Raw genomic sequence first — 11,409 nt, 5'->3', positions numbered from 1 at the left:
CCCCACTAAAGAGTGAGGCTTGTTTATCAAAGCAATAAAGCTTAGAAGTAATCGCGAATCAGAACTTCAGCGATTTGAACTGCGTTTGTTGCTGCGCCTTTACGAACGTTATCAGCTACAACCCACATGTTCACGCCGCTGTGATGGCTGATGTCGTTACGAATACGACCAACCATTACGTGGTCTTTACCACCTGCATCACGAACTTGAGTTGGGAAGTCTAGCGCTTGGAATACTTCAACACCTTCTGTGTTCTCTAGAAGCTGAACCACTTGTTCTGCACCGATTGGCGCGCGAGTTTCAATGTGCAGAGATTCTGCGTGACCATAGAATACTGGTACGCGAACACAAGTCGGGTTCACTGTGATTGAAGAGTCAGCAAAGATTTTTTGAGTTTCCCAAACCATCTTCATCTCTTCACGCGTGTAGCCGTTCTCTGTAAATTCATCGATTTGAGGAATACAGTTAAACGCGATCTGCTGTGAGAATGCTGAATTTTCAGCTGGCATACCATTAAGAAGCTTAGCCGTTTGACCCGCTAGCTCATCGATACCAGGCTTACCCGCACCAGACACAGATTGGTAAGTTGAAACGTTAATACGCTCAAGGCCCACTTCATCGTGAATTGGTTTCAGAGCGACTACCATTTGGATAGTCGAGCAGTTAGGGTTCGCGATGATGTTACGGTTACGGAACTCAGCAATTGCTTCAGGGTTCACCTCAGGCACAACCAGAGGAACATCGTATTCGTAACGGAAACGTGATGTATTATCGATAACAACAACACCTTCATCAGCTGCAATTGGAGCCCAGCGCTCCGAAAGCTCGCTACCTGCAGAGAAAAACGCAATATGTACTTGAGACCAATCGAAGTCTTCTACGTTTTGTACTTGTATTGTTTTGCCGTTAAAACGGGAAGTTTTGCCTTCACTACGTTCACTTGCTAGTAAGTGCATTTCACCGACAGGGAATTTACGCTCTTTAAGTACTTCAAGAATGGTTTCACCAACCGCACCAGTCGCACCTAAAATAGCAATATTAAATTCTTGGCTCATTGTTTCTCTCTTTTATAAAGTTGGCTTTACCATAAAACCGAGTTTAGATAACGGCGTTAAATTACAAGATTCGTCGCCCGTTAACTCGACAGCACTGTACTCTCTGCGGTCCCAATATTCTTTACGCATCTTGTCAAAAGAACCCGGCGTAGCGATATTGCGACGGAATAAGGCGTCGTCTTTGCGCACATCATAGATCAACTGAGTCAAATTGTGCAGTGTTGCTTCGTCCCAAGCTCTATCTAATTTCATTTGAGGCACGGGTGCCGTCGGCAGAAGATCGCTTGCATAAGCACGTTGTTCAGTGCCCAAGAACTCACAGTAGCTGTTGAAGATCATGGTCGTACCGCGCGCTTTGCCCTCTAAACCGTAGCCCGCTACGTGAGGTGTTGCGAAAGCAAGCAGCGGAAGTAATTCCATGTCGACTTCAGGTTCAAACTCAAACACATCCAGAACTGCCGTAAAACCATCCGCTTTTTGCAAACGAGCTTTTAGCGCTTGGTTATCCACGACAGGGCCACGAGCGGCATTAATCAGGATTTGGTCAGCGCGGAAGTTGTTGAGCACCTGCTCATTAATCAAGTGATGCGTTGGGAACTCACCGGTTTTAGTAATTGGCGTATGCAGCGTGATAACGTCTGATTGCTCAAGCAGTGTATCTAGTTCAGTAAACTCACGAGTGTCACCCTCTTGTTGCTTAAGAGGATCGTTAAGCAGAACTTTAATACCAATACCTTCTAGGCATTTTGCTAAGTAGCTACCCACTTGACCACAACCGATAATACCGACTGTTTTGTCAAACACAGTGAAGCCTTGTTGCTGCGCAAGCACCATCATTGAACTGAACGCATACTCAGCCACACCCACCTTGTTACAGCCTGGTGCCGCAGTAAAGAAAATGCCACGCTCTTTCATCAACTCTTGGTCAACGTGATCCATACCAGCCGTCGCAGTACCAACAAACTTCAGTTTATTGGCTTTGCTGATCAACGACTCGTTCACCTTGGTGACTGAGCGAATCATTAATGCGTCTACGTCAACTAGGTCGTCAGCAGTGAGTGTGCGACCAGACTTCATTGTCACTTCCCCTAGCTGGCTAAAAAGCGCTTCAGCATAAGGCATATTTTCGTCGATTAAGATTTTCATTTGGCGAGTACTTTTGTTGGGGTCTATCGACCTAAATGTGAATTGAAATGATTGTGCAAAATTCCACACACGGTGTCGAGTAGCAAATGGAATACATTATGATTAAAGGCTTGTTGAGATGAGGATTAACTACCCTAATCTGATTTTATTATCCAAGCCTAAAACGAAAAATGCCCGATTGAATAAACAATCGGGCAAACATCCAGAACAAAAGGATCCTATCTCGCTCTCCAGGAGACAGAGTCTTGCGTCTGTTCAACCAGTACTAACCAAGGTCAGCACTGGTCAAGCTCTGGAAACCTTTCAATTTCTAAAACCAGATTTAAAAACTATGTTTAAAAAACACGTTTACAAACCTACGTCTAAAAACTTTGTTCTGATGGTCATTATTACTGGGTGACCTGTGCGTGTTGAATTGGCACTAGCGCAACCCTTTAACGATTAACCTTGTCTCTCTAACTCAAGCCTAAGTTAAGCTTGGTATTTTTTGATTACTAGCGTTGCGTTCGTACCGCCAAAACCAAAGCTGTTAGACATAACCGTTGTTAGCTCTTGCTCACGAGCTTCAGTTACGATGTCTAAGCCAGCAGCAGCTTCGTCTAGGTTAGAAACGTTAATGCTTGGAGCAATAAAGCCATTGTCTAGCATTAGCGTTGAGTAAATTGCTTCGTGTACACCAGCAGCACCTAGAGCGTGACCTGTCATCGCTTTCGTTGCGGAAATTGCTGGGCTGTTACCACCAAAAACTTCTTGGATTGCGCCAAGTTCTTTAACGTCGCCAACTGGAGTTGAAGTACCGTGAGTGTTCACGTAGTCAACACCATCAACGTTTTGCATTGCCATCTTCATACAACGAACCGCACCTTCACCAGAAGGAGCAACCATGTCGTAGCCATCTGAAGTTGCTCCGTAACCTACGATCTCGCCGTAAATTTTCGCGCCACGAGCAACAGCGTGCTCAAGCTCTTCGATAACTAGCATGCCGCCGCCACCAGAGATAACGAAACCATCACGGTCTGCATCGTAGGTACGAGAAGCCAGTTCTGGTGTGTCGTTGTACTTAGTAGAAAGTGCGCCCATTGCGTCGAACATCATAGTCAGAGACCAATCCAGTTCTTCACCGCCACCAGCGAATACAACGTCTTGCTTACCAAGTTGGATAAGCTCCATTGCGTGACCAATACAGTGTGCAGATGTCGCACATGCAGAGCTCATAGAGTAGTTCACACCACGGATTTTGAAAGGAGTTGCTAGACAAGCAGAAACAGTAGAAGCCATTGTACGTGGCACCATATATGGACCAACGCGCTTCACGCCTTTCTCACGAATGATGTCTACCGCGTTTACTTGGTTTAGAGATGAAGCACCACCAGAACCCGCAACGATACCCGTGCGGTCATTAGATACTTGATCTTCAGTTAAACCAGAATCAGCAATTGCTTGCTCCATTGAAAGATAAGCGAATGCCGCTGCATCACCCATAAAGCGCATTTTTTTGCGGTCGATATGGTCAGCAGGGTTCATTTTTAGGTTACCCCATACTTGAGAGCGCAAGCCATTTTCCTTGAACTGCTCTGAAGCGGTAATACCAGATTTACCCTCTTTCAGTGATGCTAAAACTTCTTCGACGTTGTTACCGATACTTGAAACAATACCCATACCGGTGATTACGACTCGTTTCATGTGACATTCCTATAATTCTAAATTCAGCTAGATGATAACTAAGAAGCCTAACAAAAGTGGTCAGCTTTCCTAGAAATTCGTACAATCCCTACCAACATATCGCTTCAAATCACAAAATGATAGATTTTATGACTTCAATTACTAATGCAGAACTGGAATGGAATGAGTCTGGTACACCAGTTTCAGACCAATTTGACGACGTTTACTTCTCTAATGTTAACGGTTTAGAAGAAACTCGCTACGTTTTTTTAAAGCAAAACCACCTTCCAGAGCGTTGGCTTGAACATGAACAACGCCGTTTTGTGATTGCCGAAACCGGCTTTGGCACAGGTTTGAACTTTCTTGCAGTTTGGCAATGGTTCGATGCTTTTATTAAAGATAACCCACAAGCGATGACCAAAGAGTTACATTTCATCAGTTTTGAAAAATATCCTTTAAATAAAGAGGATCTCATCAAAGCACATCAATCATGGCCAGAATTGGCAGAGTATGCGACGCAACTCCAAGAACACTACCCTATAGCCCTACCTGAATGTCACCGTATTGTGCTGGGTGATGGCGCGATCACGCTTGATTTATGGTTTGGTGATATTAAATATTGTATGCCAAATGTGCCTACCCCACGTGAAGGTTTAGTTGATGCTTGGTTCTTAGACGGTTTTGCTCCAAGCAAGAACCCAGAGATGTGGAATCAAAACCTATTCAACGGCATGGCCAAGCTGGCTAAACAAGATTGTAGTTGCGCCACTTTCACCGCCGCGGGCTTTGTGCGTCGCGGTTTGATTGAAGCTGGCTTTGAGATGAAGAAGGTTAAAGGCTTTGGTACTAAGCGCGAAATGATTGCAGGCCGACTTGGCGAGAAGCATGCTCACACCAACATCAAACCTTGGTATGGCCTCGCTCAACACAGAGAATCACAGGATATTGCGATTATTGGTGGTGGCGTAGCCAGTGCTGCATTAGCCAAAACACTAAGCCGTCGTGGTAAAAACATCACCCTTTATTGTGAACACCCACAAGCTGCGGGCAATGCCTCAGGTAACAACCAAGGTGCGATTTACCCGTTGTTAAGTGAAGCAACCTCGAACGTGTCTCGCATATTTGGCCCAGGGTTACTGTTTGCTCGTCAATTTATTAATCAAGCGGCGCAGTCTGTCCAATTTGATCACAGCTGGTGCGGCGTAAACATTTTGATGTGGGACGAAGGCTCCACTAAAAAGCTCAACCGCATGTTGGAAGGCAACTTTCACACAGACCTGATTCAGCGTTTAACGCCAGACCAAGCCAACGAAGAGGTTGGCTTACCGGTCGATAAAGAGAGTGTTTACTTTCCACTGGGTGGCTGGTTGAGCCCTCTTCAACTTACTCAAGGTTTGATTGGCAAGTTAGAAGAGAGCAACCAAGTGAGCGCACAATATCAACATCAAGTGACTCAACTTGAGTGGCTCGAAGCTGAACAACAATGGTTGTTGACGATTGAAGCACCACAAGGTGAGATTCAAACCAAGCACGACCAAGTAGTTGTCGCGAACGGACACAAGTTCACTCAGTTTGAACAAACTCAGCCAGTTCCACTGACTCCGGTTAAAGGCCAAGTAAGCCATATTCCGACCACGGAAAATCTCAGCCAGCTAAAAACCGTGTTGTGCTTTGATGGCTACTTAACGCCACAAAACCCAAACAATGGACACCACTGTATTGGTGCGAACTACGACAAGACCAATATCGACCAAGAATTTGATATTGAGGTTCAGCAGCACAATGGCGAGCGCCTGCATGGGTCGCTACCAGACCAAGCATGGACAAAAGATGTCGACACCAGTGACAACCTAGCGCGCCAAGGGATTCGAAGCGTAAGCCGTGACCACTTACCCTTTGTCGGCAATGTCGGCAATTTCGAATCAATCAAAGAGCAATACCAAGACCTGCACAACTTCAACCCTCAGCGTGACTCGGTTGAGGATGTTGAAACGGTAACAAGCTTCCCTAACCTATACTGTTTTATCGGTTTAGGTTCGCGAGGGCTAAGCTCAGCTCCATTACTGGCAGAGGTTTTAGCGTCACAAATTTGTGGCGATCCACTGCCTTTACCTGTCGATGTACTAGAAGCCATCCACCCAAGCAGAATGTGGGTGCGTAGACTGCGTAAAGGCAAGGCACTAACGGCTGGATGGGTTGCTGACAAGCATTCAAAAACAAACCAGTAGTTTCTAGTTCAACTATTCTGAACATCTAAAACATCTGAATATTGGAAATACCTGAAACTAAAAGCTAAAAAGCCCGAGCGACGTTATGTCCCTCGGGCTTTTTGTTAATCGTGTTGTTTTAAAACGATTTTTTAAACTGCTCGGTGTTTACAACTTAGCAACCGCGTCTTTGATCTGCTGAGCAATCTCTTCGTTGCTGATAGAGCCAGACTCAAAATCAAAGTTATCGTAGAAACTTGGAACTGAAACTGACGCTTTTACGTTACCGCCAAAGTATGGTGCTGAACCTGTTGCTGCGCCTAGTACAGTTTGTGCGCCGCCTGGCCCAGGTGAAGTCGCTAGGTAAACCGCAGGCTTCTCGCCAAACACAGAGCGATCAATGCGTGTCGCCCAATCAAATAGGTTTTTGTACGCGGCTGGGTAGTGGCCGTTGTGCTCAGAAAAAGAGATAACAAACGCATCCGCTTCGGCTAGATCACGCAAGAATGCTTGCGCACCTTCTGCTTGGCCGATCTCTTTTTCAGTGTCTTCACTGAACATAGGAACGTTGTAATCGTTGATGTTTAGAACTTTAACTTCAGCACCTTCAATCAAGTTAGCTGCGTAAGTTGCTAGAGTTTTGTTGATAGAGGTAGAGCTTGTGCTTGCGCCAAATGCGATAACTTTCATGATGTGACCTTTTCTGTAATTCCGTTAAGTGGGATTAGAATAACGTAGTCAGAGAATGGAACCATCACAAGGATTGAACGGACTCATTCAAAAATTTCGAATGAGTCTCAAACTATTCACGGCTCAGCAAAATGAAAAGGAAGGGACTGAGCGGATAATGATAAACAACCAGCGATTAAGCTTGGTTTTGCAGTTCAACCCAAAGGTCATTCACGATGGTACGGTCTGCAGGCGTGAGTTCAGAGCGAGCGTCGTCTAGGCTCTTTTCAATGCGAGCTTTTACTTCAGCCACATCTTCAATGCCTTCTTCTTCACATGAAGCCACAGAAAGAGAAATATGACCACGTAAGTAACCACCAGCAAACAGTTCATCGTCTGATGCGTTTTCAATGCGAGCATCAATTACTTCAAGTAGTTTTTCTTCAAATTCGATAATCATAATATTCTCTTATTTCACAATAAATTGGCTAGTGCATAAAGGTTCTACATCGTAGAAGCTGCGTAATGCTTCAGAGAGCATTTTCACGCGAGGCGGAAGACCAGCTTCAAAGATACCCATGACTTCGCTGTGTACTTTATTCATAAAGGCCAAACGATCTGGCTCAAAATCGCCGTGTAGATTGTCACAGCTGACATTAAAAGGAAAGCCCGCACTCATCGCAATGATCCATTCATACGCTTGTGGGCGAATTTCTACTTTTTCAAACTCAGCTTGAACCGCTTCTGTTCGACCATCAGGCTCATACCAATAGCCAAAATCTTCCAACAAACGACGTTCTGGGCCAGCGACACACCAGTGTGCGATTTCGTGAAGTGCAGACGCATAAAAACCGCGAGCAAATACGATACGGTGGTGAGAAACCTGTTCATCGGCTGGCAGGTAAATAGGCTCGTCTGCACCCAGTTCGATCTTGGTATTGTAGCTCTCGAAAAAGGTTTGATTGAAAATATCGATGATGTCTGAGTATTGGTGCGTCATAAAATCAAATTTAAGTAAAAAGAACTGGGGCATTTTGCGTTTTTTTAAGCGTTCGGTAAAGCCCTATAACGGGCAATGGCATTAGGTTGACCCCAATATTTTACCGTGACAATCGATTGCTGATCCCAGATTACACTACTTTGAGGTGAATGATTAGTTTAGCTAATCTGAAATGCCGATTCACGGTACAAATATTCATTCGTCAATCAGTGTTTTTACTACTACACTCGCGCTTCATTTTTATATCCCTAAGGCCTATAAGACTCCAATTTATAGACCTATATTATAGAGCTACAGCAATGCTACTAAGTGTTTTGTATATCATTGGCATCACGGCAGAAGCCATGACCGGCGCTCTCAGTGCTGGCAAACAAAAAATGGATTGGTTTGGTGTAATGTTGGTTGCGAGTGCAACGGCAATTGGCGGTGGCACAGTACGCGATATCTTACTCGGCCATTACCCTTTAGGTTGGGTTGAAAACCCGCAGTATCTGGCAATCACCTGTATCGCGGGTGTTATTACAACGGGGCTGGCTAAGTGGGTAATCAAGCTAAAAGGCTTATTCATTCGTTTAGATGCTCTAGGGCTTATCGTGTTCAGTATCATTGGTACTAAAGTCGCGATGACCATGGGTCTACACCCAATGATCTGCATGGTGTCTGCGCTAGTCACCGGGGTCTTTGGTGGTTTGCTGCGCGACCTTATCTGTCGTCAAACACCATTGGTATTGCATGAAGAGCTGTATGCGTCTGTCGCACTAGTCGCCTCAGGTTTATACCTAGGTTTGCTTGAACTTGGCATTAACGACGTAACCGCGACGATTGTTACGCTTGTGGTTGGTTACTTGCTGCGCATGGCGGCCGTGCGATTCAAGTGGCGTTTACCTTCGTTCCAGCTTGATCCTGAAAGCTCGGTACACTAAGCGCTTACTCTTACGAAAACACGTAATGCACTAACTATAAAAAGGGGCTGTCTCATAACGAGACAGCCCCTTTTAGTATCTATAACTTCAGTATTGAAGAACATATACGTACTAAATAAAGATACACAGAATTAGATTTTTGGCGTTTCAGTTGTCACACCAAAGTTTTGACCACGGTGACGTAGCAAGTGATCAAGCAATACAATCGCCAGCATCGCTTCTGCAATTGGCACCGCACGAATACCAACACATGGATCGTGACGACCTTTCGTGATTAGCTGCGTTGCTTCACCGTCTTTAGTGATCGTGTCACCCGGAACGGTAATGCTTGATGTTGGCTTAAGCGCGATACTTGCCACAATATCTTGGCCCGTAGAAATACCGCCTAAGATACCGCCAGCGTGGTTGCTGCTGAAACCTTCTGGAGTTAATGGGTCACGGTGTTCACTACCGCGTTGATTAACCACATCAAAGCCATCACCAATCTCAACACCTTTCACCGCATTGATGCTCATTAGAGCGTGCGCGATGTCTGCATCTAAACGATCAAAGATTGGCTCACCAAGGCCTACAGGCACTTTAGTCGCAACCACTTGAATCTTCGCACCGATCGAGTTGCCTTCTTTTAGCAAGTCACGGATCAGTTGGTCAAACTCAGGTACTTTGTCGGCATCTGGGCAGAAGAAAGCGTTGTTTTCGATCTCGCTCCAATCCACTTTATCAATTGAGATATCACCCATTTGAGAAAGATAAGCTTGGATTTCAACACCAAATTCTTGCTTAAGGTATTTCTTTGCAATCGCACCTGCCGCAACACGCATTGCAGTTTCACGAGCTGAAGAACGACCACCACCACGGTAATCACGCACACCGTACTTTTGATGATACGTATAGTCAGCGTGGCCTGGGCGGAACTTGTCTTTAATTTCGGAATAGTCTTTAGAGCGTTGGTCTGTATTTTCAATCAATAGACCAATAGAAGTGCCCGTAGTTTGGCCTTCAAATACACCTGATAAGATTTTCACTTCATCCGCTTCACGGCGAGCCGTTGTATAGCGAGAAGTACCAGGGCGACGACGATCCAAATCTCTTTGAAGGTCTGCTTCGGTAATTTCTAATCCTGGTGGGCACCCATCTACGATACATCCTAGTGCGATACCGTGACTTTCTCCGAACGTGGTCACGCGGAAATGTTGTCCGATACTGTTTCCTGCCATTACTTCCTCTAAATCAGCTATTGAGCAGAAGGTTTGATTCTTAAACCAACTGGCTAATAGCTTTACTTGTCTATTCTTCGTGAATTCATAGTGGCTTTATTACCAAATGATGTAAACCCCAAAAAACGAACAATTTTAACTTTCTATTACATGAGCCGAATGAAATGAATAACGTAGGAAAATGAGTGGCGCTTTAAGAAGAGTATTTTTATTATGTTAGGAAAGCAAAAAACCCGACAACTCGGAGAGTTATCGGGTTCCTTTAAATAATGGCACGCCCTGAAGGATTCGAACCTTCGACCACCTCCTTAGAAGGGAGGTGCTCTATCCAGCTGAGCTAAGGGCGCGCTACAGGAACGAATTATACGAATTCGAATCAGTAAAGCAACGGCTTTATGTAACATTCTGATCTAAGTGAGTAAAAAAAGGGCAACAAACATATAAGTGTTGGAAAATAGAACAAAGCAAACGTTTGCTTGATGGTAATCAAAAAGATTTTCTGGAATAATGCGCCAAAAACATCAGCCACTAACTTGAATATCAATACTAAGGAAATTCATGACTGCTCAAAATATTGATGGAAAGCTAATTTCTCAAACGGTTCGCTCTGAAGTTGCTGCACGTGTAAAAGCTCGTACTGAAGCTGGATTACGCGCTCCGGGCCTAGCGGTTGTTTTAGTGGGTGAAGACCCTGCTTCTCAAGTTTACGTTGGAAGTAAGCGTAAAGCGTGTGAAGAAGTTGGCTTCGTATCTAAATCTTACGACTTGCCAGCCACTGCGACAGAAGACGAATTGTTAACACTGGTAGACCAACTGAACGACGATCCAGAGATCGACGGTATTCTTGTTCAACTGCCTCTACCAGCAGGCATTGATAGCACTCACGTTCTTGAGCGTATCACGCCAGAGAAAGACGTTGATGGCTTCCACCCATACAATGTCGGCCGTTTGGCTCAGCGTATGCCTAAGCTTCGCTCTTGCACGCCAAAAGGTATCATCACGCTGCTTGACCGTTACAACATCGACTTACGTGGTAAGCACGCGGTTGTGGTTGGCGCTTCAAACATCGTAGGTCGCCCAATGACCCTAGAACTTCTTCTAGCGGGTTGTACAACGACGACATGTCACCGTTTCACCAAAGACCTTGAAGGCCACGTGCGTCAAGCAGACGTTGTTGTAGTTGCCGTGGGTAAGCCTAACTTCATTCCTGGTGCTTGGATTAAGAAAGGGGCTGTTGTGGTTGATGTTGGCATCAACCGTTTAGAATCTGGCAAGCTAGTGGGTGACGTTGAATACGATGTCGCGAAAGAAAGCGCAAGCTTCATCACTCCTGTACCGGGCGGTGTTGGCCCAATGACAGTGGCAAGCCTAATCGAAAACACGATGATCGCTTGTGAGCAATTTCACTCGAAGTAATCTTTAAGCGCAGTATAAATAAAATTAGAAAGCCGCAGCGTGAAAAGGTTGCGGCTTTTTTGATACTTAGAGATTCGCTTTGAAACAGCCCGGCTCGCTTTTGATGCAGTGCTC

At 45.1% G+C, this 11,409-nt stretch carries 10 protein-coding genes and 1 tRNA gene; 3 read left to right on the top strand and 8 right to left on the bottom strand.

Annotated elements, in window-relative coordinates; translation table 11 throughout:
- Positions 1 to 41: 41 nt before the first annotated feature.
- The 3 genes from L4C44_RS10325 to fabB form a co-directional block, all read right to left on the bottom strand.
- Positions 42 to 1,055, bottom strand: a complete 1,014-nt coding sequence (locus L4C44_RS10325; RefSeq protein ID WP_017062350.1) for an aspartate-semialdehyde dehydrogenase — start codon at positions 1,053 to 1,055, stop codon at positions 42 to 44.
- 12 nt (positions 1,056 to 1,067) lie between these two features.
- On the bottom strand, positions 1,068 to 2,201 hold the full coding sequence (locus L4C44_RS10320) for a 4-phosphoerythronate dehydrogenase (RefSeq protein ID WP_428804977.1): 1,134 nt from the start codon (positions 2,199 to 2,201) through the stop codon (positions 1,068 to 1,070).
- A 471-nt stretch (positions 2,202 to 2,672) separates the two neighbouring features.
- Positions 2,673 to 3,884 (bottom strand): beta-ketoacyl-ACP synthase I, encoded by a 1,212-nt coding sequence (fabB, locus tag L4C44_RS10315; protein ID WP_048660829.1) that lies wholly within the window; start codon positions 3,882 to 3,884, stop codon positions 2,673 to 2,675.
- A gap of 128 nt (positions 3,885 to 4,012) precedes the next feature.
- Here fabB and mnmC point away from each other — a divergent pair, with 128 nt between their 5' ends.
- Positions 4,013 to 6,091, top strand: coding sequence for a bifunctional tRNA (5-methylaminomethyl-2-thiouridine)(34)-methyltransferase MnmC2/FAD-dependent 5-carboxymethylaminomethyl-2-thiouridine(34) oxidoreductase MnmC1 (mnmC, locus tag L4C44_RS10310; RefSeq protein ID WP_428804976.1), 2,079 nt, complete (start codon positions 4,013 to 4,015; stop codon positions 6,089 to 6,091).
- A gap of 147 nt (positions 6,092 to 6,238) precedes the next feature.
- On the opposite strand, the gene L4C44_RS10305 is transcribed toward mnmC, so the two are convergent.
- The 3 genes from L4C44_RS10305 to L4C44_RS10295 all read right to left on the bottom strand — a co-directional run bounded on the left by L4C44_RS10305 (position 6,239) and on the right by L4C44_RS10295 (position 7,739).
- Positions 6,239 to 6,760 (bottom strand): NADPH-dependent FMN reductase, encoded by a 522-nt coding sequence (locus L4C44_RS10305; RefSeq protein WP_428804975.1) that lies wholly within the window; start codon positions 6,758 to 6,760, stop codon positions 6,239 to 6,241.
- 175 nt (positions 6,761 to 6,935) lie between these two features.
- The gene (locus L4C44_RS10300; RefSeq protein WP_017632537.1) at positions 6,936 to 7,199 is read right to left on the bottom strand and encodes a YfcL family protein; all 264 of its coding nucleotides are present in this window, start codon (positions 7,197 to 7,199) and stop codon (positions 6,936 to 6,938) included.
- A 9-nt stretch (positions 7,200 to 7,208) separates the two neighbouring features.
- Complete coding sequence (locus L4C44_RS10295; RefSeq protein WP_146492289.1) at positions 7,209 to 7,739, bottom strand: elongation factor P hydroxylase; 531 nt, start codon at positions 7,737 to 7,739, stop codon at positions 7,209 to 7,211.
- A 299-nt stretch (positions 7,740 to 8,038) separates the two neighbouring features.
- Here L4C44_RS10295 and L4C44_RS10290 point away from each other — a divergent pair, with 299 nt between their 5' ends.
- On the top strand, positions 8,039 to 8,662 hold the full coding sequence (locus L4C44_RS10290; RefSeq protein ID WP_004734183.1) for a trimeric intracellular cation channel family protein: 624 nt from the start codon (positions 8,039 to 8,041) through the stop codon (positions 8,660 to 8,662).
- Positions 8,663 to 8,793: 131 nt separating this feature from the next.
- On the opposite strand, the gene aroC is transcribed toward L4C44_RS10290, so the two are convergent.
- Complete coding sequence (gene aroC / locus L4C44_RS10285; RefSeq protein ID WP_060982239.1) at positions 8,794 to 9,879, bottom strand: chorismate synthase; 1,086 nt, start codon at positions 9,877 to 9,879, stop codon at positions 8,794 to 8,796.
- A gap of 270 nt (positions 9,880 to 10,149) precedes the next feature.
- Positions 10,150 to 10,226: transfer RNA gene (locus L4C44_RS10280), tRNA-Arg, on the bottom strand.
- A 211-nt stretch (positions 10,227 to 10,437) separates the two neighbouring features.
- Here L4C44_RS10280 and folD point away from each other — a divergent pair.
- Positions 10,438 to 11,295, top strand: coding sequence for a bifunctional methylenetetrahydrofolate dehydrogenase/methenyltetrahydrofolate cyclohydrolase FolD (folD, locus tag L4C44_RS10275; RefSeq protein WP_017062367.1), 858 nt, complete (start codon positions 10,438 to 10,440; stop codon positions 11,293 to 11,295).
- Positions 11,296 to 11,409: the final 114 nt, after the last annotated feature.

Source organism: Vibrio satsumensis (assembly GCF_050337435.1).
Taxonomy (GTDB): Bacteria; Pseudomonadota; Gammaproteobacteria; order Enterobacterales; family Vibrionaceae; genus Vibrio; species Vibrio satsumensis.
Note: the sequence above shows the minus strand (reverse complement) of the source record. Positions and strands in the feature narration are given on the sequence as shown.

What these genes read in the sequence shown, in the direction of transcription:
- L4C44_RS10325 (WP_017062350.1), bottom strand. Translation starts at nt 1,055, where the DNA reads ATGAGCCAAGAATTTAATATTGCTATTTTAGGTGCGACTGGTGCGGTT.
- L4C44_RS10320 (WP_428804977.1), bottom strand. Translation starts at nt 2,201, where the DNA reads ATGAAAATCTTAATCGACGAAAATATGCCTTATGCTGAAGCGCTTTTT.
- fabB (WP_048660829.1), bottom strand. Translation starts at nt 3,884, where the DNA reads ATGAAACGAGTCGTAATCACCGGTATGGGTATTGTTTCAAGTATCGGT.
- mnmC (WP_428804976.1), top strand. Translation starts at nt 4,013, where the DNA reads ATGACTTCAATTACTAATGCAGAACTGGAATGGAATGAGTCTGGTACA.
- L4C44_RS10305 (WP_428804975.1), bottom strand. Translation starts at nt 6,760, where the DNA reads ATGAAAGTTATCGCATTTGGCGCAAGCACAAGCTCTACCTCTATCAAC.
- L4C44_RS10300 (WP_017632537.1), bottom strand. Translation starts at nt 7,199, where the DNA reads ATGATTATCGAATTTGAAGAAAAACTACTTGAAGTAATTGATGCTCGC.
- L4C44_RS10295 (WP_146492289.1), bottom strand. Translation starts at nt 7,739, where the DNA reads ATGACGCACCAATACTCAGACATCATCGATATTTTCAATCAAACCTTT.
- L4C44_RS10290 (WP_004734183.1), top strand. Translation starts at nt 8,039, where the DNA reads ATGCTACTAAGTGTTTTGTATATCATTGGCATCACGGCAGAAGCCATG.
- aroC (WP_060982239.1), bottom strand. Translation starts at nt 9,879, where the DNA reads ATGGCAGGAAACAGTATCGGACAACATTTCCGCGTGACCACGTTCGGA.
- folD (WP_017062367.1), top strand. Translation starts at nt 10,438, where the DNA reads ATGACTGCTCAAAATATTGATGGAAAGCTAATTTCTCAAACGGTTCGC.